20 protein-coding genes and 1 pseudogene are annotated in these 20,965 nt (G+C 67.7%); 14 read left to right on the top strand and 7 right to left on the bottom strand.

Annotated elements, in window-relative coordinates; all coding sequences use genetic code 11:
- Window positions 1-18 precede the first annotated feature (18 nt).
- Window positions 19-978: a tRNA (adenosine(37)-N6)-dimethylallyltransferase MiaA gene (gene miaA, locus BAU06_RS06075; protein ID WP_066345561.1), complete on the top strand. Its 960-nt coding sequence runs from the start codon at window positions 19-21 to the stop codon at window positions 976-978.
- A 210-nt stretch (window positions 979-1,188) separates the two neighbouring features.
- Here miaA and purM read toward each other — a convergent pair whose 3' ends face one another.
- A complete protein-coding gene (gene purM, locus BAU06_RS06070; protein WP_066345555.1) occupies window positions 1,189-2,238 on the bottom strand; it encodes a phosphoribosylformylglycinamidine cyclo-ligase in 1,050 nt (349 codons plus the stop codon).
- 170 nt (window positions 2,239-2,408) lie between these two features.
- On the opposite strand from purM, the gene hda reads away from it, so the two are divergent.
- The 4 genes from hda to BAU06_RS06050 are packed head-to-tail and all read left to right on the top strand — an operon-like array spanning window position 2,409 to window position 5,752.
- Window positions 2,409-3,110, top strand: a complete 702-nt coding sequence (gene hda / locus BAU06_RS06065; protein ID WP_066345554.1) for a DnaA regulatory inactivator Hda — start codon at window positions 2,409-2,411, stop codon at window positions 3,108-3,110.
- Window positions 3,107-3,805: an HAD family hydrolase gene (locus tag BAU06_RS06060; RefSeq protein WP_066345553.1), complete on the top strand. Its 699-nt coding sequence runs from the start codon at window positions 3,107-3,109 to the stop codon at window positions 3,803-3,805. The genes hda and BAU06_RS06060 overlap by 4 nt, the downstream gene beginning before the upstream one ends.
- A 5-nt stretch (window positions 3,806-3,810) precedes the next feature.
- The gene (gene pcnB, locus BAU06_RS06055) at window positions 3,811-5,196 is read left to right on the top strand and encodes a polynucleotide adenylyltransferase PcnB (RefSeq protein WP_066345547.1); all 1,386 of its coding nucleotides are present in this window, start codon (window positions 3,811-3,813) and stop codon (window positions 5,194-5,196) included.
- A 4-nt stretch (window positions 5,197-5,200) separates the two neighbouring features.
- Complete coding sequence (locus tag BAU06_RS06050; RefSeq protein WP_066345546.1) at window positions 5,201-5,752, top strand: 2-amino-4-hydroxy-6-hydroxymethyldihydropteridine diphosphokinase; 552 nt, start codon at window positions 5,201-5,203, stop codon at window positions 5,750-5,752.
- 43 nt (window positions 5,753-5,795) lie between these two features.
- On the opposite strand, the gene BAU06_RS06045 is transcribed toward BAU06_RS06050, so the two are convergent.
- The 4 genes and pseudogenes from BAU06_RS06045 to BAU06_RS06035 form a co-directional block, all read right to left on the bottom strand.
- Entirely contained in the window at window positions 5,796-6,428 is a 633-nt protein-coding gene (locus tag BAU06_RS06045) for a hypothetical protein (RefSeq protein ID WP_231934141.1), read from the bottom strand.
- 81 nt (window positions 6,429-6,509) lie between these two features.
- Window positions 6,510-6,659: pseudogene (locus BAU06_RS26990) on the bottom strand (RHS repeat-associated core domain-containing protein); the annotation flags it as partial.
- A gap of 150 nt (window positions 6,660-6,809) precedes the next feature.
- Window positions 6,810-8,330 (bottom strand): fumarate hydratase, encoded by a 1,521-nt coding sequence (locus BAU06_RS06040; RefSeq protein ID WP_066345544.1) that lies wholly within the window; start codon window positions 8,328-8,330, stop codon window positions 6,810-6,812.
- Window positions 8,331-8,435: 105 nt separating this feature from the next.
- Complete coding sequence (locus BAU06_RS06035) at window positions 8,436-9,203, bottom strand: crotonase/enoyl-CoA hydratase family protein (protein WP_066345540.1); 768 nt, start codon at window positions 9,201-9,203, stop codon at window positions 8,436-8,438.
- 170 nt (window positions 9,204-9,373) lie between these two features.
- On the opposite strand from BAU06_RS06035, the gene glyQ reads away from it, so the two are divergent.
- The 6 genes from glyQ to BAU06_RS06005 are packed head-to-tail and all read left to right on the top strand — an operon-like array spanning window position 9,374 to window position 15,786.
- Window positions 9,374-10,285 carry a glycine--tRNA ligase subunit alpha gene (glyQ, locus tag BAU06_RS06030; RefSeq protein WP_066345538.1) on the top strand — a complete coding sequence of 304 codons (912 nt, stop codon included), beginning with the start codon at window positions 9,374-9,376 and terminating at the stop codon, window positions 10,283-10,285.
- Window positions 10,282-12,417, top strand: a complete 2,136-nt coding sequence (gene glyS, locus BAU06_RS06025; RefSeq protein ID WP_066345535.1) for a glycine--tRNA ligase subunit beta — start codon at window positions 10,282-10,284, stop codon at window positions 12,415-12,417. The genes glyQ and glyS overlap by 4 nt, the downstream gene beginning before the upstream one ends.
- On the top strand, window positions 12,414-12,959 hold the full coding sequence (gene gmhB / locus BAU06_RS06020) for a D-glycero-beta-D-manno-heptose 1,7-bisphosphate 7-phosphatase (protein WP_066345532.1): 546 nt from the start codon (window positions 12,414-12,416) through the stop codon (window positions 12,957-12,959). Before glyS ends, gmhB begins: the two co-directional genes overlap by 4 nt.
- Window positions 12,956-13,693 (top strand): lysophospholipid acyltransferase family protein, encoded by a 738-nt coding sequence (locus BAU06_RS06015; RefSeq protein ID WP_066345527.1) that lies wholly within the window; start codon window positions 12,956-12,958, stop codon window positions 13,691-13,693. Before gmhB ends, BAU06_RS06015 begins: the two co-directional genes overlap by 4 nt.
- A complete protein-coding gene (locus BAU06_RS06010; RefSeq protein WP_082988010.1) occupies window positions 13,680-14,660 on the top strand; it encodes a M48 family metallopeptidase in 981 nt (326 codons plus the stop codon). Before BAU06_RS06015 ends, BAU06_RS06010 begins: the two co-directional genes overlap by 14 nt.
- Window positions 14,661-14,688: 28 nt before the next feature.
- Window positions 14,689-15,786, top strand: a complete 1,098-nt coding sequence (locus BAU06_RS06005; protein WP_066345525.1) for a 2-aminoethylphosphonate--pyruvate transaminase — start codon at window positions 14,689-14,691, stop codon at window positions 15,784-15,786.
- Between the two features lie 58 nt (window positions 15,787-15,844).
- Here BAU06_RS06005 and BAU06_RS06000 read toward each other — a convergent pair whose 3' ends face one another.
- Window positions 15,845-16,870, bottom strand: a complete 1,026-nt coding sequence (locus BAU06_RS06000; RefSeq protein ID WP_066345524.1) for a Bug family tripartite tricarboxylate transporter substrate binding protein — start codon at window positions 16,868-16,870, stop codon at window positions 15,845-15,847.
- Window positions 16,871-17,051: 181 nt separating this feature from the next.
- Window positions 17,052-18,062 carry a Bug family tripartite tricarboxylate transporter substrate binding protein gene (locus tag BAU06_RS05995; protein ID WP_066345518.1) on the bottom strand — a complete coding sequence of 337 codons (1,011 nt, stop codon included), beginning with the start codon at window positions 18,060-18,062 and terminating at the stop codon, window positions 17,052-17,054.
- Between the two features lie 148 nt (window positions 18,063-18,210).
- Between BAU06_RS05995 and gloA the strand changes: the two genes are divergently transcribed.
- The 3 genes from gloA to BAU06_RS05980 all read left to right on the top strand — a co-directional run bounded on the left by gloA (window position 18,211) and on the right by BAU06_RS05980 (window position 20,760).
- Entirely contained in the window at window positions 18,211-18,606 is a 396-nt protein-coding gene (gene gloA, locus BAU06_RS05990) for a lactoylglutathione lyase (protein WP_066345516.1), read from the top strand.
- A 191-nt stretch (window positions 18,607-18,797) separates the two neighbouring features.
- A complete protein-coding gene (def, locus tag BAU06_RS05985; protein WP_066345514.1) occupies window positions 18,798-19,331 on the top strand; it encodes a peptide deformylase in 534 nt (177 codons plus the stop codon).
- A 199-nt stretch (window positions 19,332-19,530) separates the two neighbouring features.
- Window positions 19,531-20,760: a nucleoside recognition domain-containing protein gene (locus BAU06_RS05980; RefSeq protein WP_066345510.1), complete on the top strand. Its 1,230-nt coding sequence runs from the start codon at window positions 19,531-19,533 to the stop codon at window positions 20,758-20,760.
- The last annotated feature ends 205 nt before the right edge of the window (window positions 20,761-20,965 follow it).

The raw sequence follows: 20,965 nt of genomic DNA, 5'->3' as shown, positions 1-20,965 counted from the left end.
GACGCAGCGCGCCCGGGCATGACGGCCTCCCCCATACTTTGCCTGACCGGCCCCACGGCGGCCGGCAAGAGCGCCGCCACGCTGGCGCTCGCGCGGCGCTGGCCGCTGGAAATCGTCAACGTCGATTCCGCCACCATCTATCGCGGCATGGACATCGGCACCGCCAAGCCCAGCGCGCAGGAACGGGCCAGCGTGCCGCAGCACCTGCTCGATATCCGCGACCCGGCGCAGGCCTATTCGGCGGCGGAGTTCCGCGCCGACGCGCTGCGGCTGATCGACGACATCCGCGCACGCGGCCGCGTGCCGCTGCTGGCGGGCGGCACCATGCTGTACTTCAAGGCGCTGCGCGACGGGCTGGACGACCTGCCCTCGGCCGATCCCGTGCTGCGCGCCTCGCTGGAAGCCCGCGCGGCGGAAATCGGCTGGCCCGCCATGCACGACGAGCTGGCGCGCCTGGACCCGGTAACGGCGGCCCGGCTGGCGCCCAATGACAGCCAGCGCATCCAGCGCGCACTGGAGATATGCATCGTCAGCGGACAGCCCATGTCGGCGCTGCTGCGGCGCGCCGCCGACCGTCCTTCTGGCCCCGGGGCGAACCATCGCTACATCACGATCAGCCTGGAGCCCTCGGACCGGGCCGTCCTGCACGACCGCATTGCACGGCGCTTCGACCTGATGCTGCGACAGGGCCTGGTGGAAGAGGTTCGTGCCCTGCGGGCGCGGGGCGATCTGCATACCGCCCTGCCGTCGGTACGCTGCGTGGGCTACCGGCAGATCTGGAGCCACCTGGACGGAGAGATCGACCTGGCCACCGCGCGCGAACAAGGCATCGCCGCCACGCGCCAATTGGCCAAGCGCCAGATCACATGGCTGCGCGCGCTGCCGGACCGTACGGTCGTGGACTGCCTGGCGCCCGACGCGGCCGCGCGGGTCGAGGCGGCCTGTGCGCGCATCCTGGACGCGCCGCAGGGCCGGTAGGGACGAGCCTGGATGTCATGGGCGCCGGCAGCGCAACCGGCCTATAAATTTCGCGGCAGCATAAGGTCACGGCACATCAAGGTCACGGCACATCAAGGTCACAGCACCTTGAGATTACGGCGCCATAAGGCCCCATGCCGCCTGCACCGACGGCCCATGGATCACCAGGGCCCTCGGTGTCATGCAGCCGGGCGGACGCCCGCCGCGGCCTCAGCGAACGACGGTTTGGGGCGCGTCGCCCTGCCGGGCAACGATTTCCCCGATGCGTTCCACCGTTTCACCCTGCGCGCGCAGGGTGGCCGCCACGGCGTCGGCATGGGCCGCATCCACAACGATGACCATGCCGATGCCGCAATTGAACACTCGGTGCATTTCCGCATCCGCGACGCCGCCTTGCTGCTGCAGCCAGCCGAACAAGGGCGGCATGCGCCAGGCGTCGCGGTTCAGCACCGCCGCCACGTCGCTCTGCAGGATGCGGGGAACGTTCTCGACCAGGCCGCCGCCGGTGATATGGGCCAGCCCCTTGATGGCCGCGCCATGGGCCGCCAGCGCGGCCAGTACCGGCTTGACGTAGATGCGGGTGGGCGCCATGACGGCATCGCCCAGCGTGCCGCCATGGAATTCCTGCCCGGGCGTGGCGCCGGCGCGATCCAGGATCTTGCGCACCAGCGAATAGCCGTTGGAATGCGCGCCGCTGGACGCCAGCCCCAGGATGGCGTCCCCGGGACGTATGGACTTGCCGTCGATGATGGCGGACTTTTCCACCGCGCCCACGGCGAAGCCGGCCAGGTCGTATTCGCCGTCCGGGTACATGCCGGGCATTTCCGCCGTTTCGCCGCCGATCAGCGCGCAGCCGGCCAGTTCGCAACCGCGCGCGACGCCGCCCACCACCGCCGCGGCGGTATCCACGGCCAGCTTGCCGCAGGCGAAGTAATCCAGGAAGAACAGGGGCTCGGCGCCCTGGACCAGGATGTCGTTGACGCTCATGGCGACCAGGTCGATACCCACGGTATCGTGCCGGTTCCATTGGAATGCCAGCTTCAGCTTGGTGCCCACGCCGTCGGTCCCGGACACCAGCACGGGCTCGCGGTATTTCCCGGGAACCTGGAACAGCGCGCCGAAGCCCCCTATGCCTGCCAGCACGCCGGGCCGCATGGTGCGGGCGGCCAGCGGCTTGATGCGGTCGACCAGGGCGTCGCCCGCGTCGATATCGACACCGGCGTCGCGGTAGGTCAACGGGGCGGAAGGTTGATTTGTCATGAGGAAAACCGTGGGGTATGTAAAAATTGCGGGATTTTTCGAGTCAGCCTTCCTGATTTTACGATGAGCCCACCATTTGTCCGCCAACCGGCGCCTGAACGGACTTTCCACCGCGGGAATCCGTGCCGCGCCGCCCGGCCCGCCGGCACCGGTGCGCCCGCCCGATCGCAATGAACCGCCAGCTGCTGCTAGACGTCCTTCCCGAGCCGGCGCCCTCGCTCGGCAACTACATCGCGGGGCCGAACGGGCAGGCGCTGGATGCGGCGCGCCGGCTGGCGCCCGGACACGCGCTGTACCTGTGGGGCCCGGCCGGCTGCGGGCGCAGCCACCTGCTGCGCGCCATCGCCGGCGCGCCGGGAGGCCGCTATATCGGCGCCCGCGATGCCGGCGCGGAACTGGCCGGCCTGGCCCAGGCGCACCCCACGGACGCCATGCCCGCCATCGTGGCGGTGGACGACCTGCACCGCATGGACGACACCGGGCAGGCCGCCCTGTTTGCCCTGTACAATCGCTGGCGCGAATCGGCGGCGACCCAGCATGCGTTCGCCCTGGCCGTCGCGGGCGACCGCGCGCCGCTGGCCATGCCGCTGCGCGAAGACCTGCGTACCCGCCTGGGCTGGGACCTGGTGTTCCGGCTGGATCCGCTGTCCGATGCCGACAAACTGGCGGCGCTCTCCGCGCAGGCCGCCGAACGAGGTCTGCAGCTGGCACCGGAAGTCATCAACTGGATGCTCACCCATTACGAGCGCGACATGCGGCGCCTGGCCGCGCTGCTGGACGCCCTGGACCGCTATTCGCTGGCCACGCGCCGGCCCCTGACCATACCGCTGCTGCGCGCAATGCTGGCGGACCCGGATACCCCTACCTCATGACTGCTGCACGCCTGGCCCTCTTCGATCTCGACCACACCTTGCTGCCCCTGGATAGCGACTACCAGTGGGCGGATTTCCTGGCCCGCACCGGCCGCGCCGGCGACCCGGACGAAGCGCGCGCCCGCAACGAAGAGCTGATGGCGCGCTACAACCGCGGCGAACTCACCGCCGAGCAATCGGCCGAGTTCATGCTGGGGCTGCTCTCCGCCCATACTCCGTACGATCTGGCGCTATGGCACGAGGACTACATGGCGCAGGTCATCCGTCCCGCCATCGAGGCGCGCGCCATACGCCTGGTGGCGCAGCACCTGGAAGCCGGCGACCTGTGCGCCGTCGTCACGGCCACCAACCATTTCGTCACCGCCCCCATCAGCCGGGCCTTCGGCGTACCGCACCTGATCGCCACCGTGCCCGAATACGTCGCCGGCCGCTACACCGGCCGCATCGCCGGCACGCCCAGCTTCAAGGAGGGCAAGGTGGTCCGGGTCAACGAATGGCTGGCCGGAATGGGCCTGGCCCTTGCGGATTTTTCCGAAACGTTTTTTTATAGCGACTCGATCAACGACGTGCCGCTGCTCGAAGCGGTCACGCGCCCGGTGGCGACCAATCCCAGCCCTGCATTGCGACAACTCGCGCAAGCGAAAGGATGGCAGGTGCTGGACCTGTTCGTTCACATGGAAGATGCGAAGTCCTGAATTCGATGATCACGGAAACCATAAGAAAGTTCGTCGCCCGGCTGTTCCCGGCGCGCGGCCCGCAACGTATCGCGAAAGAGCGCCACGGCATCGATCGCCGCAACGTATCGCGGCATGCCATCAAGGTCTGTGAAGTCCTGCGCGAAGCGGGCTTCGAGGCCTACATCGTCGGCGGCGCGGTGCGCGACCTGATCGTCGGCATCGAGCCCAAGGACTTCGACGTGGCCACCAACGCCACGCCGGAGGAAATCCGCCCGCTGTTCCGGCGCGCGCGCATCATCGGCCGCCGCTTCCAGCTGGTCCACGTAGTGTTCGGGCAGGAGATCATCGAAACCTCCACCTTCCGCGCGCCCGCCTCCGAAGACCAGGAAACCGACGAACACGGCCGCATCCTGCGCGACAACGTCTTCGGCAGCCAGGAAGAGGACGCGGCGCGCCGCGACTTCACGCTCAATGCCCTGTATTACGACCCGCTGAGCGAGGTGGTCATCGACTACCACAACGGCGTGGCCGACTTGAAGAAGCGCGTGGTGCGCATGATCGGCGATCCGGCCAGGCGCTACCGCGAGGATCCGGTGCGCATGCTGCGCGCCGTGCGTTTCGCCGCCAAGCTGAATGGCACCATCGACGAGGAAACGCGCGCGCCCATCCGGGCCATGGCGAGCCTGATCGAGAACGTGCCCGCCTCGCGCCTGTTCGACGAAATGCTCAAGCTGCTGACCTGCGGACATGCCATGGACTGCCTGCGGCAGTTGCGCGCGCAGGGCCTGCACCATGGCGTACTGCCCTTGCTGGACGTGGTGCTGGAACAGCCCCAGGGCGAGCATTTCGTCGAACTGGCGCTGGAACGGACCGATGCCCGCGTGCGGGCGGGCAAGACCATCAGCCCGAGCTTCCTGTTTGCCGCGCTGCTGTGGCAACAGGTCGAAGTACGCTGGCGGGAGCTCTGCAAACAGGGCGAGCTGCCGATACCGGCGCTGCTGCAGGCGGCCGATTCGGTGTTGGACGAACAAACCGAAAAACTCGCCATCCAGCGGCGCTTTTCCTCGGACATGCGGGAAATCTGGTTCATGCAGCCGCGCTTCGAGCGCCGCGTGGGCAAGACGATCTACCGGATGCTGGAACAGCCGCGCTTCCGTGCCGCCTGCGATTTCCTGCAATTACGGGCCGCCGCCGGCGAGTTCGACAGCGTGCTGGCGCAGTGGTGGATGGACCTGGCCAATGCCGACGACATCACGCGCGCCCAGATGATAGACGAGGCATCCCGCGCCCCGCGCACCAAGGAAGACGTTCCGCCGCGCCGCCGCCGGTCGCGCCGGCGTGGCAGCAGCGGTGGCAGCGGAGGCGATGGCCGGCCACCCGTCGCCGTCACGCACGGCCACGACGAGTAAGGCCATGGCGGCAACGGGCAGCGGCGCGGCCACGCCATGCGCCGTCCCGGCGGGACAGGCCATCGCTTATATCGGCCTGGGCGCCAACCTGGGCGACAGCGCCCAGACCCTGCGCCAGGCCCTGCGCGAACTGGCGGCGATACCCGGAATCCAGGATTGCGTCGCCTCGCCTTTCTACCGTACCGCTCCCGTCGATGCGAGCGGTCCGGACTTCGTCAACGCGGTGGCAAGGGTGGCCACCACGCTCGCCCCGCTGGCGCTGCTGGATGCGCTGCAGGCGCTGGAACTGCGGCACGGCCGCCAACGCCCCTACCGCAATGCGCCGCGCACCCTGGACCTGGACCTGCTGCTTTATGGCGACGTCCGCATGGACACTCCGCGATTGACGCTGCCCCATCCCCGCATGCGGGAACGCGCCTTCGTGCTGGCGCCCTTGCGCGACCTGGCGCCCGGCATGACATTGGATGGGGCAGCGCTGGACACGTTGCTGGCCCGTTGCGGCGGCCAGGACATCGGAATATTGCCTGGCGGGGATGCGCCCGCGCCGCACCGCTGACGTCTAACGACGGCCAGGATCCAGCGGCCGCGCGCATTCCGGCTCACTCGTCATCGTCGGCCATCAGCGCATCGCGCAGCGCCGAAGGCCCTTCCTCTGCCGGTGCGGCCGCGAAATACCGGTCCGCCAGTTTCGTCAGCAGGCGGTCCAGGCCGGTAAGGCGCTCCCCAAGCTCGGCTCGCCGGTTTCCGAGATATATCCTCCGGATACCGGGAAGCCCCATGGAAATCGCAGGCAATGTGGCTTCTTTCATCTTCGCCACGCGAAGCGCGAACCGCACCCTGTCGTAGGCGGTGCGCACGTCTTTCCGGCGGGGATCGATGGAGTGAACCACCAGCTGGTCCTCCAGGTCGTACAAATCGTCTTCCAGCGTGACGACGGTTTCCCGCAAGTCGGCGAGCGCGCTCGCCACCCTGCCTTCGTGGGCACCGTACTTTCCTGACCAGTGCGTATCGAACGCCGGTCCCCACTCGTCGCGACGTGCGGCGGATGCCCGGGCAGGCCTGGCTGTCCTGCGGGACGGTCCGGGCCGGTCCGCTTCCACGGCGGCGGCCGCCCGGGCCTGCTCCGCCGCGATGGGTACGTCCATGGCCGCGGGTTCTTCCCTGGCGGCAGGCTCGTCCCGGGCGCGGATCTCTTCGGCCGGATGCGCCAAGGACCGCTCGACGTCCTCCATTATCTCGCCGGGGACATTCATGTGGCCGGAGGGATCCCGCCGATTGGCGGGGTCGCCGGCACAATAGGCGTAGCAGTTCAAGCCGCCGCGTCCGAACGGACTTCGCGAATCCGGCGCGCCGAACCGCATCAAATGCGGCAGATAGCCGCGGTAGCCGTTGCCCAGCGGGTAACCGCCGCCGACGGGATCGCGGTAAGCCGCGGTGTAGCCCAGCGATGATCTGTCCGCCATGGCGCGGTCTCCAAAGCGGCAGAGTGTAGATCGGCGGCCATTTCCCGGACCGTAATTTCAGCGCGCAATTCTTTGCCGGGCATTGCGACGCCCGTGCCGCCGCTCGCCCGCCATGCCCGACCGGCACGGCCGGCGGCCGGGCCACGTCGGTTATGCCACCGCGACGGGGATCTTGCCGATCCTGGCCTGCCATTCGCGCGGACCGGTGGTATGCACCGAAGTGCCCTGCGCATCCACGGCGACCGTCACCGGCATGTCCTTGACCTCGAACTCGTAGATCGCTTCCATGCCCAGGTCCTCGAAGGCCAGCACCTTGGCCGCGCGGATGGCCTTGCTGACCAGGTAGGCCGCGCCGCCCACCGCCATCAAATAGGCCGACTGGTGCTTGCGGATGGCCTCGATGGCGACGGGGCCGCGCTCGGACTTGCCGATCATGGCGATGAGCCCGGTCTTGTCCAGCATCATGTCGGTGAACTTGTCCATGCGCGTGGACGTGGTCGGGCCGGCGGGGCCCACGACTTCGTCGCGCACGGGATCCACGGGACCGACGTAGTAGATCACCCGGTTGCGGAAATCCACCGGCAGGGTCTCGCCCTTGGCCAGCATGTCCTGGATGCGCTTGTGCGCGGCGTCGCGGCCGGTCAGCATCTTGCCGGACAGCAGCAGGGTCTGGCCCGGCTGCCAGCTGGCGACTTCTTCCTTGGTCAGGGTATCCAGGTTGACCTGCCGCGACTTGTTGTAATCGGGGGCCCAGCGGACGTCCGGCCACTCGGACAGCGACGGCGGGGTCAGGCGGGCGGGACCGCTGCCGTCCAGCTCGAAGTGCGCGTGCCGGGTGGCGGCGCAATTGGGGATCATGGCCACCGGCAGCGAGGCCGCGTGCGTCGGGAAGGTGGCGATCTTGATGTCCAGCACGGTGGTCAGGCCGCCCAGGCCCTGCGCGCCGATACCCAGCGCGTTGACCTTTTCGTAGAGCTCGATGCGCAACTCTTCGAGCTTGTTCTGCGGGCCGCGCTGCAGCAGCTCATACATATCGATGTCGTCCATGAGCGCCTGCTTGGCCATGAGGACGGCTTTTTCAGCGGTGCCGCCGACGCCTATGCCCAGCATGCCGGGCGGGCACCAGCCGGCGCCCATCGTCGGTACCGTCTTCAGCACCCAGTCCACCAGCGAATCGCTGGGATTGAGCATGGCGAACTTCGATTTGTTCTCGGAACCGCCCCCCTTGGATGCCAGCTGGACATCGACCTTGTCGCCGGGGACCAGTTCGACGTTCACGATACAGGGCGTGTTGTCCTTGGTATTGCGGCGGGCGAACAGCGGATCGGCCAGCACGGAGGCGCGCAGCGGATTGTCCGGGTTGGTATAGCCGCGGCGCACGCCTTCGTCGCACAGCTCCTGCAGGCTGCGCGACGTCTCGAAGCGCACGTTCATGCCGACTTTCAGGAAGACGTTGACGATGCCGGTATCCTGGCACAGCGGCCGCTTGCCCTCGGCGCACATGCGGGAATTGGTCAGGATCTGCGCGATGGCGTCGCGTGCCGCGGGGCTTTCCTCGCGCTCATAGGCGCGCGCCAGGTGGCGGATATAGTCCACGGGATGGTAGTAGCTGATGAACTGGATGCCATCCGCGATGGACTGGATGAAATCTTCTTCCTTGATGACGGTCATGACGTACGGTAGCGGTAAGGGTGTTGAGCGGTGACGGCCGGCGGGACCGCGGCCAGAGTATAGGACGGGCGCGCCGGGACTGCCGGCACGGTCCGCCCGGACGGATCATTTGCCCTGCCAGACGGGCTTGCGCTTCTGCGCGAAGGCCGTGGCGCCTTCCTTGGCATCGGCCGAAGTGAAGATATGGGCGATCAGGGGCCGCTGCCGGTCGAACATGCCGGCCTGATCCCAATCCACGGCCTGCGAGACGATGCTCTTGGCGGTCTGGACCGCCAGGGGGCCGTTCTCCACGATGGCGCGGGCCAGGGCCATGGCGTCCTGCAGGGCCTCCCCCGGCGCGGACAGGCGATTGACCAGGCCATAGGCATGGGCACGCTCGGCGTCCAGCATGTCGCCCGTCAGGATGACTTCCATGGCGATGTGGTAGGGCAGGCGGCGCGGCAGGCGCAGCATCCCGCCGGACCCGGCCACCAGACCGCGCTTGACTTCCGGCAGCCCGAACCTGGCGTCGCGCGCGGCCACGATCAGGTCGCAGGCCAGCGCCATCTCGAAGCCGCCGGCAAGCGCATAGCCCTCCACGGCGGCGATCAGTGGCTTCTTCGGCGGCGCTTCGTTCAGGCCGGCGAAGCCGCGCCCCGGAATCAGGGGCCGCTCGCCGCTCTGGGCGAAGGCTTTCAGGTCCATGCCGGAGGAAAACGTGTTGTTGGCGCCGGTCAGGATGCCGATGCGCGCAGCCGGGTTGTTGTCCAGTTCCTCCAGCGCGGCGGCCATGGCCTGCGCGGTTTCCAGGTTGATGGCGTTACGGGCGTCGGGACGGTTGATGGTAATGGTCTGGATACCGTCGACGAGCGCCACCTCGATCAGGTCGGCCATGGCGTTGTTCTCCTTCCGATGGGGCGGCGCGCGGGGCCGGCGGGCCCGCGGTTGCCGCGGAAATGGAATGATACGACCAACGGCGGCGGCGATTTTCCGGCAGGCCGTGCCGCCTCCAGTAAAATGCCGGGTTTCCCTAAGGCAGCCCTCCGGGCGGTTCCCCCTGTACCATGCTCACTTTTCAGCAAATCATCCTCAAACTCCAGGAATACTGGGACAAGCAGGGTTGCACGCTGCTGCAGCCCTATGACATGGAAGTGGGGGCGGGAACCTCGCACACGGCCACCTTCCTGCGCGCCATCGGGCCGGAACCCTGGCGCGCCGCGTATGTGCAGCCCTCGCGCCGCCCCAAGGACGGCCGCTACGGCGAAAACCCCAACCGCATGCAGCATTACTATCAATACCAGGTGGTGCTCAAGCCGGCCCCGCCGGAAATCCTGGACCTGTATATCGGTTCGCTGAAGGCGCTGGGCATCGACCCGACCCGGCACGATATCCGCTTCGTCGAGGACGATTGGGAAAACCCCACCCTGGGCGCCTGGGGCCTGGGCTGGGAAGTCTGGCTGAACGGGATGGAGGTGACGCAATTCACCTATTTCCAGCAGGTCGGCGGGCTGAACTGCACGCCCACCACGGGGGAAATCACCTACGGCCTGGAACGCCTGGCCATGTATCTGCAGGACGTACAGAGCGTCTACGACCTGGTCTGGACCGTCGGGCCGGACGGCCTGCCGGTCAAGTATGGCGACGTCTTCCACCAGAACGAGGTGGAACAGTCCACCTATAACTTCGAATATTCCTCGGCCGATATGCTGTTCGCGCATTTCAATGACTACGAATCCGAGGCCAAGCGCCTGATGGAAGTGCCGCTGGCCCTGCCGGCCTACGAGGCGGTGCTCAAGGCCGCGCATACCTTCAACTTGCTCGATGCGCGCGGCGCCATCAGCGTGACCGAGCGCGCCGCCTATATCGGCCGCATCCGCAATCTGTCGCGCGCCATCGCGCAGGCCTATTACGATTCGCGCGAACGCCTGGGCTTCCCCATGCTCAGCGGCCGTGCCGCCGCGGAGGCCGCGCAATGAGCGACATCCGCCCCCTGCTGGTCGAACTGCTGACCGAAGAACTGCCGCCCAAGGCGCTGCGCAAGCTCGGCGTGGCCTTCGCCGAAGGCATCCGCCAGGGCCTGGAGGCGCGCGGCCTGCTGGCCGCCGGCTGCCAGGTGCAGCCCTATGCCACGCCGCGGCGGCTGGCGGTGCACCTGTCCGCGGTGCTGGCCCAGGCGCCCGACCAGGCCTACGCGGAAAAACTCATGCCGGTCAAAGTGGGCCTGGATGCCGAAGGCCGCCCCACCCCGGCGCTGCTGAAGAAGCTGGCCGCCAAGGGCCTGGACGCGGCCGACGCCGCGACGCTGGCGCGCGAATCCGACGGCAAGCAGGACTATCTGGTGGCACGCGGCACGGCTCCCGGCGCACACCTGGCCGAAGGCCTGCAACAGGCGCTGGATGGCGCGATCGCCGGCCTGCCGATTCCCAAGGTCATGAGCTATCAGCTGGCCGACGGGCTCACTACCGTCAAGTTCGTGCGGCCGGCCCACGGCCTGGTGGCGCTGTTCGGCGCCGATGTGGTGGACATCGCCGCACTGGGCCTGGCCGCCGGCCGCGCCACCCAGGGCCATCGGTTCATGAGCGAAGGCGACATCGTCCTGCGCGATGCCGACGCCTACGCGGGCCAGCTGGCCGAGACTGGGCGCGTGATTGCATCCTTCGACGCGCGGCGCGAGGAAATCTCGCGCCAGCTGGACGCCCATGCGCAAAAGCTGGGCGCCACGCTGGGGGACGACCCGGACGTCCCCGCCCTGCTGGAAGAAGTGACGGCCCTGGTCGAACATCCCACCGTCTACGTCGGGGAGTTCGAGCCGCGCTTCCTGCAGGTGCCGCAGGAATGCCTGATCCTGACGATGCGCCTGAACCAGAAGTACTTTCCCCTGTTCGCGCCCGATACAGGCAAGCTCACGCACCGCTTCCTGATCGTCAGCAATATGCACGTGGCCGATCCGGTCAATATTGTCGAGGGCAACCAGCGCGTGGTGCGGCCGCGCCTGGCCGACGCGCAGTTCTTCTTCGACACCGACCGCAAGACGCCCCTGGCCGCGCGCGTGGAACAGCTGGGCAGCATCGTCTATCACAACAAGTTGGGTACGCAGCTGGAACGCGTGCAGCGCGTGCGCGCCATCGCCGCCGGCGTGGCGCGGGCGCTGGGCGCCGACGCCCAGGCCGCCGACCGCGCCGCCCTGCTGGCCAAGGCCGACCTGGGCACCCAGATGGTGGGCGAATTCCCCGAGCTGCAAGGCATCATGGGGGCCTACTATGCGGAAGCCGATGGCGAATCCCCGGACGTGGTGCGGGCGCTGCGCGAGCAGTACCGCAACAGGCTGGACGCGCCGGTGGACCGCGCGGGCCTGACCATGGCCTCGCTGTTCATCGCGGAGCGCGCCGAAACGCTGGTGGGCATCTGGAGCATCGGCCTGGCGCCGACGGGCGAGCGCGATCCCTTCGGCCTGCGCCGCGCGGCCCTGGGACTGATCAGCGCCTTCGAGAACCTGGCCGCGGGTGGCTGGCTCAAACCCAGCGAAGACGGCCCGCTGGCGCTGCGAGGCGTGCTGCGCCTGGCGGCCGACAGCTTCGGCCCGGGCAGGATCGCCGATAGCGTGCTGGCGGAGGTCGAAAACTTCATCTACGAACGCTACCGCAATCAATTGGCCGCCGATTTCGAACGCAACGCCGTGGACGCGGTGATCGCCCTGACGCCGCCGCTGCACCAGGTGGCCGCGCGGGTGCGCGCCGTCACGGCTTTCGGCGCGCTGCCGGAGGCCGCCAGCCTGGCGGCGGCCAACAAGCGGGTCGGCAACCTGTTGAAGAAGGCGGAAGGCGACATCGGCGCCGTCGACGCGGCGCGCCTGGTGGAACCCGCGGAGCGCGCGCTGGCCCAGGCCATCGAACGCCTCAGCCCGAGCGCGCAGGCGCAGTTCGAGGCGGGAGACTTCGCCGGCAGCCTGAGCACCCTGGCCCAGGCACGCGAACCGGTGGACGCATTCTTCGCCGACGTCATGGTCATGGCCGACGACCCGGCCGTGCGCGCCAACCGCCTGGCCTTGCTGGGCCGGCTCCATGGCTTGATGAACAAGGTCGCAGACATTTCCCGGCTGGCCCAGTGAAGCTCATCATCCTAGACCGCGACGGCGTCATCAATCAGGACAGCGACGCCTTCGTCAAATCGCCCGAAGAATGGATCGCGCTGCCCGGTTCGATCCAGGCGATCGCTCGCCTGCACCAGGCCGGCTGGACCGTCGTCGTCGCGTCCAACCAGTCCGGCCTGGGCCGCCGGCTGTTCGACATGAGCACGCTGACCGCCATCCATGCCAAGATGCGGCGCGAAGTCGCCCAGGCGGGCGGCGCGATCGACGCCATCTTTTTGTGCCCTCACCTGCCCGAGGACAATTGCCGCTGCCGCAAGCCCCTGCCGGGCATGTACGAACAGATCGCCGAGCGCTATGACGTCGACCTGACCGGCGTGCCGGCCGTGGGCGATTCGCTGCGCGACCTGCAGGCCTGCGCCGCCATGGGCTGCGCGCCCTGGCTGGTCAAGACGGGCAACGGGCCCAAGACCCTGGCCTCCGGCCAACTGCCGGCCGGTACGCAAGTCGCCGATGACCTGGCGGCGGTGGTGGACGTGCTGCTGGAAGACAACGCCGCATGAAGGCCGTCAATTTCCTGCGCTCGCTGCTGTATCTGGTTTTCCTGAGCGTTACGGTCGTCCCGTACGCGCTGGCCTGCCTCTTGTGGGCGCCGCTGCCCCTGCACTGGCGCTATCGGCTGACGGTGGGCTGGCCGCGCCTGGCGATCTGGGGCGCCCGCGCGATCTGCGGCATACGCTGGCAGGTGCGCGGCTGGGAGAACCTGCCCGACGGCCCGGCCATCCTGCTGTCCAAGCACCAGTCGGCCTGGGAAACCCTGTATTTCCCCGGCTTCATGCCGCGCGAAGTGTGTTTCGTGTACAAGCGCGAATTGCACTGGGTGCCCTTTTTCGGCTGGGGCCTGGGACTGCTGCGCATGATCCCGATCGACCGCAGCAAGGGCCGCGACGCCTTCGAACAGGTCGTGCGCCAGGGGCAGCGCCGCCTGAACGAAGGCCGCTGGCCTCTGCTGTTTCCCGAAGGGACGCGCATCGCCCCCGGCAAGGCGGGCCGCTTCAAGATGGGCGGCGCGCTGCTGGCCTCGCGTACCGGCAGCGTGGTCATTCCCATCGCGCACAATGCCGGCGAGTGTTGGGCGCGCAACGCTTTCATCAAACGCCCCGGCCTGATCACCGTTTCCATCGGCCCCGCGATAGAATCCCAAGGCAAGACCGCGGAAGCCCTGAACCGAGAGGTCCAGGACTGGATCGAAGGCGAAATGCGCCGCCTCAACCCTGAAAGGTATGTCTCGGAATAATCAGCTGGAACTGCTGTTCGATGCGCCGCCTGGCGATACGGGCGGCGGCGCTCCCGAGTCGCCTTCCGGATTGCCTTCCGAGTCGCATTCCTTTCCGTCCCTACCGGCCGCGCCTTCCCCGCCCGACCGGCATGAGCCCGAGGCAGCGGACCGCTTCGACCTGAAACCGTCGTCCGCCAGTCCCTTCCTGGTCGCTACCCCTTGCCCGCCCAGCCTGCCGCCCAATGCGCGCTGGCGGGTCGTGGCGACGCCACAGCAAGACATCGGCTTCGTGCTGCTGCGGTCGCGCCGGCGCACCATAGGTTTCGTCATCAGCGACGACGGCCTGCGCGTCACCGCGCCGAACTGGGTCACGCTGCGCCAGATCGACGAAGCCGTGGTCGAGAAATCCGGATGGATCCTGGCCAAACTGCGCGACTGGCACAAGCGCCGGGAACAGCTGGCGCTGTCGCAGACCCAATGGCGTGCGGGCGGCGAACTGCCCTACCTGGGCAAGCGCGTGGTCCTGGAACTGGGCTCGCGCGAGCGGCATGCCGCCCTGGCGGGCGACGCCGATGCGCCCTGCGACGGCGACGTGCTGCGCCTGGCCCTTCCCGCCGACGCGGCGGCCTCGCGCATCCGCGATGCGGCCCAGGCCTGGCTGCAGCAGCGCGCGGGCATCTGGTTCGGCGCCCGGCTGGCGTACTTCCTGCAGGCCAGCGGGCTGAAGATCCGGCGCTGGCGCCTGTCGTCGGCCGCCACGCGCTGGGGATCGTGCACCAGCGACGGCAACATCATGCTGAATTGGCGCCTGATCCATTTCGCGCCGTCTATCATCGATTACGTCATCGCGCACGAGTTGGCGCATCTGCGCGAGATGAACCACAGCCCGAATTTCTGGACCGAGGTCGGCCACATCCTGCCGGACTACCAGCAGGCGCGCGATGTCCTGCGGCGCCATGACCCCGCCATGCTTCCCCGGTTCTGATCCCCGCGACCCACTCCGCGAGCCAGCCATGCTATTGCTCACACCAGGCCCAGTCACCACGGCGGATGTCGTCAAGCAGGCCCTGGCGCAGGACTATGCGCCCTGGGACAACGACTTTCGCGCCATCGTGCGCAAACTGTGCGCGGACATACGGGAAGTGGCCGGCGGCACGCCCGAGACGCATGTGGCGCTGCCGCTGTCCGGCAGCGGGCATTTCGCGCTGGAAGCCGCGGTACGCACCTTCGTGCCAGCCGCCGGCAAGATCCTGATCCCCCAGACAGGCGCCTACGCGGCCCGCCTGCGGCGGCTGGCCAGCGAAGCCGGCCGCACGGTGGTCCCCTTGCCCGTGGGATCGCGCGAGCGCACGCAGGCCGCGGCACTGGCCGAAGCCTTGTGCGACGATCCCCGCATCACCCACGTGGGCCTGGTCTATAGCGAGACGGGCAGCGGCATCTGCCACGATGTCCCCTTGTTGGCCCAGGTGGCCGGCGGGCTGGGGCGGCGGGTGATCGTGGACGCGGTATCCGCCTTCGGCGCACTGCCCCTGGACGTTTCGGACCTGCCCGCCGTGGATGCCGTCGTCCTGACGTCCAACAAATGCCTGGAAGGCCCGCCGGGCGCGGCCTTCGCGGTCTGCCGCATAGACCGCCTGGAAGCGTCGCGGGGCAACGCCGGCAGCTGGTCGCTGGATCTTGCCGACATCCACGAGCACGGCAAGACCACCAACGGCGGCGCGCGTTTCACGCCGCCCGCACCGACCTTGGCGGCCTTGTCGGTGGCCATGGACCTGCATCGCCAGGAAGGCCGCGCCGCGCGGCTGGCCCGCTACACCGTCAACCAGCGCACGCTGTACGACGGCGTGCGGGCGCTGGGACTGGAACCTTACCTGCCCACCGAGCTGCAGGGGCCTATCATCGTCAATGTCCAGGCGCCCACGGTCCCGGGATGGACCCTGCAGGGCTTCGTCGACGGGCTGAAGCGGCGCGGGTTCGTGATCAGCAACTTCTATAACACCGAGGAGCCGACCTTCCGCGTCGGCTGCATCGGCGCCATCACGCCGGACGACATGTCGCGCGCCGTGGAGGCAATGGGACAGGCACTGAGCGAACTGCCCATCGCCGCGTAAGCGGCGGGAGCGGCGGAGACTCTTGCTGGCGGAAGGATGCGGCATAGAGTCCCGTACGTCATGGCCTTGCGCCCGCTTCGTCGGTGGGCTTACCGGCGGGCGCCGCGACGAAGTTGCGCTGGCGCAGCACTTCCGTCCACCTGACGGTTTCCTCGGCGATCAGGGCGCCAAAAGCGGCTGACGTATCCGGGGGTGGGGGAATATAGGCCTGGTGAAGCAGCGCTTCCTGCATTTCCTGCGTGGCGAGTACTGTATTCATCGATTGATTCAATCGCGCAATCACTTGGGGCGGGGTACCTGCCGGCGCCATCAACCCATACCAAGAATCGAGGGCGAGATTAGGAAGACCCGCCTCGGCGATAGTCGGAGTATGCGGTAGAGCGGGAACGCGCGATCTGGACATCACCGCGATAGGACGCACATTTCCCGCAACGATGTGCGGAAGCGCCGCGGGCAACGGGGCGAAACGCATGTCTACGCGGCCGCCAATAACGTCCGTAAAGGCCTGAAGACCACCGCGGTAAGGCACATGCGCTATGTCCGTGCCTGTTTCCTGTTGGAACAAGGCGCAAAGCAGATGGTCACTTGTACCCACGCCAGCGGAAGCACATGTTGGGGCCCCGGGATAGGCTTTCGCCAGCGCGACGATATCTTGTACGGTTGCCAGTGGGGTGTCCTTGCCTACGGTAATGATGTAGGGCATGGTCGCAGCAAGGCCTATCGGGATCAGATCGCGCGAAAAGTCATAGTCCAATCCGGGATACATCGTCTTATGGATCGTATTAGGACGAGAACCGAGATAAATCGTGTATCCGTCCGCCTGCGCGCGGGCGACGCCCCTTGCAGCGATGTTGCCAGCCGCGCCTGGCCGGAAGTCGACAATCACGCTCTGCTCGAGCTCGTCGCTCATATGCTTGGCGAGCAACCGCGCAAGCGCCTCGGCACCCCCGCCCGGCGGGAACCCGATGACAAGCGTGATTTGACGCTGCGGATATGTCGTCTCGGTATCGGCGGACATGGCGCAGAATGGAATGGCACCGCTTAGCAACGCAACCGCGGCGAGCTCCCGTGAGCAGAAGTGCATCTTGTCTCCGTTCGTACTGTTCGGTCATTGACATGGATTGCAAACAGCCCATGTACAGTCGACTGCGGCGGAGTGTGTACCTACCGCCGGGCGCGGGTTCCGCAGCGGCGACGTTAGAGTAAAGAAATCGCGGAGCTAACTGATGACGTGTGCCACCGATACCCGCCGGAAGAACCTACCCCTACGGGAGACGCGCATCCGGCGGGGCCGGCGCGAGATTCGGCCGGGTCAGGATCGCGGTCCACCTTTCGGTTTCTTCGGTGATGAGCCGTCCCAGGGATTCCGGCGTGTTGGGCGTGGCCGGCAGCCCGTATTCGTGATGCGTCATTGCATCCTGCAAGACCGGATCCGCAAGGGCCTTGTTAATGACGCCGTTCAGGCGCGCCACGACCGGTGGCGGCGTGCCCGCCGGCACCATCAAGGCATACCATGCCCCAAGGGCAAGGCGGGGGTATCCGGTCTCCGCGATGGTAGGAACCTGCGGCAGCGCCGACGCCCGGGCGTTGGACATCACGGCGATGGCGCGCAGCTTGCCCGCGCGTATATGCGGCAAGGCGCAAGCCAGCGGCGTGATGTACATATCCACCCGACCGCCCATGACGTCGTTGAACGCGCCGGCACTGCCGCGGTAGGGCACGTGCACCAGGGCGATGCGAGCGTCCCGCTGCAGCAGCTCGCAAAGCAGGTGATCCGTGGTACCGGTGCCACCCGAGGCGCAGGTCAGCCCCCCCGGATAGGCCTTGGCCAGCGCGATGAAGTCCTGCACGTTGGCGATGGGCGCGGCATTGTCGACCACCATCACGTATGTCGTGGTGGCCACCAGTCCCACCGGCGCCAGATCCCGCGCGAAGTCGTACTTGAAATCGGGGTAGATCACCTTGTGGATGGTGTTGGGCCGCCCGCCGAGATACAGCGTGTAGCCGTCCGGGGTCGCGCGCGCGGCGGCTTCGGCGCCGATATTGCTGGCCGCGCCGGGCCGGTAATCGATGATCACCTTCTGCCCGAGGTGCCCCTCCATATGGCGGGCCAGAAGCCGGCCGAGGAAGTCGTTGTTGCCCCCGGGGGGATAGCCGAGCACGAGCGTAAGCGGGCGCTGGGGATATGCGCTTTGCGCGTCCTGGCCCAGGGCGCTGGACGGAACCATACCGGCCAGCAGCGCGATAGCCGCCAGCTCACGTTTCCACGACTGCATTTCGTCTCCGATGGTGTACTGCCTGTCAAGGCTGAGCCGCGCACCGCACGGCGGCGCAATGTGTGCGCACGCTGACCGATAGGTTCCGTCGCGCTTGCCGGCCCGCTACTACAATAAGGACCTTCCCCCGCACCCAAAGGAAACCATCATGCGACTGCTCCACACCATGCTCCGAGTCGGCAACCTGGACCGTTCCATCGATTTCTATACGAATGTGCTGGGTATGCGCCTGCTGCGCCGCAAGGACTACCCGGACGGCAAGTTCACGCTGGCCTTCGTCGGCTACCAGGACGAAAAAGACGGCGCGGTGCTCGAGCTCACGCACAACTGGGACACCGAACGCTACGACCTGGGCAACGCCTATGGCCATATCGCCATCGACGTACCGGATGCCTACGAAGCCTGTGACCGCGTGCGCGAACGGGGCGGCAAGGTCACCCGCGAGGCCGGCCCGATGAAGCACGGCACCACGGTGATCGCCTTCGTCGAGGATCCGGACGGCTACAAGATCGAGTTCATCCAGAAAGGCACGCAGAACGACTAGCATCCCGGCCGGATCGCGCGCCGAAGGCAGCGCGCCCGGCGGGAAGGCGGCCGGTGCGCGCCCTCGCTTCGCCCCGGCCGCGGCAAGCGGCGCACGCGCCCGGACCATTGATCCGAGTTTCGCCCCCGCGGCGGGAATGGCACGCCGGCGCCCCTAGAATGCCGTGCCTTCCCTTCCTGGAAACACAAGCCATGATCCACGACATCCTGAAGATGGGCGACCCGCGACTGCTGCGCGTGGCCGCCCCCGTCCGCGAGTTCGATACCCCGGAACTGCATGCCCTGGTGCAGGACATGTTCGACACCATGAAGCACGCGAACGGCGTCGGCCTGGCGGCGCCGCAGATTGGCGTGGACCTGCAATTGGTCATCTTCGGGTTCGAGCGCAGCGAACGCTATCCCGACGCGGCGCCGGTGCCGCAGACCGTCCTGTGCAACCCCATCATCACCCCGCTGTCCGACGACAGGGAAGACGGCTGGGAAGGCTGCCTATCGGTGCCAGGCCTGCGCGGACTGGTGCCGCGCTACACGTCCATCCGCTACACCGGCTACGACCCCACGGGCAAGCTGATAGAGCGCGAAGCCAGCGGCTTCCATGCGCGCGTCGTACAGCACGAATGCGACCACCTGATCGGCCGGCTGTATCCCACCCGCATGACGGACCTGACCAAGCTCGGCTACACCGAAGTGCTCTTTCCCGGGCTGGACCCGAAAAGCGACGACTGAGCCGCAGGCGTGGCGTCGCCCGGGCGCCGACAGGGCCGGGCCGCGCTGGCCGCGCGGGCCCATGGCCCCTCGTATAGAATGGTGCGGATCTGGAAGCACCTACTATCAATATGATCCACGCGGCACGGGGCACGGGCGGCTCGCCCACGCATCGCCGCGCCATACGCCGGCCGGTCCGGTGACATAGGCGCGCCACGCGATGCTCAATCAGATATGGCTGGCCTTTTTCCTGGCAAGCGGCCTGGTCGGCGCCCTGCGGTGGCTGATAGGCGGCCATGCCGACGTCTTCGCCGCCATGGTCGGCGCGCTGTTCGACATGGCGCGCCTGTCCGTGGAAATCATGGTGCTGCTCTTCGGGACCCTTACCCTGTGGCTGGGCCTGCTGCGCATCGCCGAACAGGCCGGCATCGTGCGTGGCCTGGCGTGGTTGCTGGGACCGCTGTTCGCCCGGCTGATGCCCGAGGTGCCACGCGGCCATCCGGCGATCGGGCTTATTACCTTGAACTTCGCCGCGAACGCGCTGGGTCTGGACAACTCCGCCACGCCGATCGGACTGCGCGCCATGCGCGAGCTGCAGGCCCTGAATCCCCGTCCCGACACCGCCACCAACGCGCAGATCCTGTTCCTGGTCCTGAATGCGTCGTCACTGACGCTCCTGCCCGTGACGATCTTCATGTACCGGGCGCAACAGGGCGCCACCGACCCCACGCTGGTATTCCTGCCCATCCTGCTCGCGACCAGCGCGTCCACACTGGTCGGTTTCGTGTCCGTCGCCGTGTGCCAGCGGCTGCGGCTGCGCGACCCCGTGGTGCTGGCATGGCTGCTATCGGGCATCGTCCTGCTGGGCACCTTCGCGGCGCTGCTGGCCACCCTGTCCGCCGCCGCCATCGCGGCGCTGTCCTCGCTATTGGGCAACCTGACACTGTTCGGTGTCATCCTGGCCTTCCTGCTGTACGGCGCCCGGAAAAAAGTGGCGGTGTACGAATGCTTCATCGAAGGCGCGCGACAGGGTTTCGACATCGCGCGCGACCTGCTCCCCTACCTGGTGGCGATGCTATGCGCGGTGGGCGTGCTGCGCGCCTCGGGCACGCTGGACCTTGTCCTGGACGGCATACGATGGCTGGCCCATGCGGCCGGATGGGACACGCGCTTCGTCGATGCCCTGCCCACCGCGCTGGTCAAGCCATTCTCCGGCAGCGCGGCGCGCGCCATGATGCTGGACACCATGTCCCACTTCGGCGTGGACAGCTTTCCGGCACTGATGGCCGCCACCGTACAAGGCAGCACGGAAACCACCTTCTATGTACTCGCGGTGTACTTCGGCGCCGTCGGCATACGCCGCGCCCGCCACGCCATCGGTTGCGCGCTGCTGGCGGACCTGGCCGGCGTACTGGCCTCCATAGGTGTCTGCTACTGGTTCTTCGGCTAGCCGCCCGCCCCGAGCTCGAAGCTCGAAGCCCGAGACCCGAAGCCCTCTCCGACAGCCAAGCAGGGATAAACACACCCGACACTCACACAGCGCCAGTACGCCCCAACCACGGCATCGCGTAAGCTTTTTCCGGCGCCGCAGGGGCGCCGGAAAAAGCGGGCCCACGCAAATCTTCCACACCCCCGCCCTCAGGCCACGGAGCGCA

The organism is Bordetella bronchialis (assembly GCF_001676705.1).
Classification (GTDB): domain Bacteria; phylum Pseudomonadota; class Gammaproteobacteria; order Burkholderiales; family Burkholderiaceae_B; genus Bordetella_C; species Bordetella_C bronchialis.
The sequence above is the reverse complement of the archived record's forward strand: the minus strand, read 5'-3'. Positions and strand labels throughout refer to the sequence as shown.

Coding starts and splice junctions, on each gene's coding strand:
- miaA (WP_066345561.1), top strand. CDS start 19: ATGACGGCCTCCCCCATACTTTGCCTGACCGGCCCCACGGCGGCCGGC.
- purM (WP_066345555.1), bottom strand. CDS start 2,238: ATGACAAATCAACCTTCCGCCCCGTTGACCTACCGCGACGCCGGTGTC.
- hda (WP_066345554.1), top strand. CDS start 2,409: ATGAACCGCCAGCTGCTGCTAGACGTCCTTCCCGAGCCGGCGCCCTCG.
- BAU06_RS06060 (WP_066345553.1), top strand. CDS start 3,107: ATGACTGCTGCACGCCTGGCCCTCTTCGATCTCGACCACACCTTGCTG.
- pcnB (WP_066345547.1), top strand. CDS start 3,811: ATGATCACGGAAACCATAAGAAAGTTCGTCGCCCGGCTGTTCCCGGCG.
- BAU06_RS06050 (WP_066345546.1), top strand. CDS start 5,201: ATGGCGGCAACGGGCAGCGGCGCGGCCACGCCATGCGCCGTCCCGGCG.
- BAU06_RS06045 (WP_231934141.1), bottom strand. CDS start 6,428: ATGGAGGACGTCGAGCGGTCCTTGGCGCATCCGGCCGAAGAGATCCGC.
- BAU06_RS06040 (WP_066345544.1), bottom strand. CDS start 8,330: ATGACCGTCATCAAGGAAGAAGATTTCATCCAGTCCATCGCGGATGGC.
- BAU06_RS06035 (WP_066345540.1), bottom strand. CDS start 9,203: ATGGCCGACCTGATCGAGGTGGCGCTCGTCGACGGTATCCAGACCATT.
- glyQ (WP_066345538.1), top strand. CDS start 9,374: ATGCTCACTTTTCAGCAAATCATCCTCAAACTCCAGGAATACTGGGAC.
- glyS (WP_066345535.1), top strand. CDS start 10,282: ATGAGCGACATCCGCCCCCTGCTGGTCGAACTGCTGACCGAAGAACTG.
- BAU06_RS06015 (WP_066345527.1), top strand. CDS start 12,956: ATGAAGGCCGTCAATTTCCTGCGCTCGCTGCTGTATCTGGTTTTCCTG.
- BAU06_RS06010 (WP_082988010.1), top strand. CDS start 13,680: ATGTCTCGGAATAATCAGCTGGAACTGCTGTTCGATGCGCCGCCTGGC.
- BAU06_RS06005 (WP_066345525.1), top strand. CDS start 14,689: ATGCTATTGCTCACACCAGGCCCAGTCACCACGGCGGATGTCGTCAAG.
- BAU06_RS06000 (WP_066345524.1), bottom strand. CDS start 16,870: ATGCACTTCTGCTCACGGGAGCTCGCCGCGGTTGCGTTGCTAAGCGGT.
- BAU06_RS05995 (WP_066345518.1), bottom strand. CDS start 18,062: ATGCAGTCGTGGAAACGTGAGCTGGCGGCTATCGCGCTGCTGGCCGGT.
- gloA (WP_066345516.1), top strand. CDS start 18,211: ATGCGACTGCTCCACACCATGCTCCGAGTCGGCAACCTGGACCGTTCC.
- def (WP_066345514.1), top strand. CDS start 18,798: ATGATCCACGACATCCTGAAGATGGGCGACCCGCGACTGCTGCGCGTG.
- BAU06_RS05980 (WP_066345510.1), top strand. CDS start 19,531: ATGCTCAATCAGATATGGCTGGCCTTTTTCCTGGCAAGCGGCCTGGTC.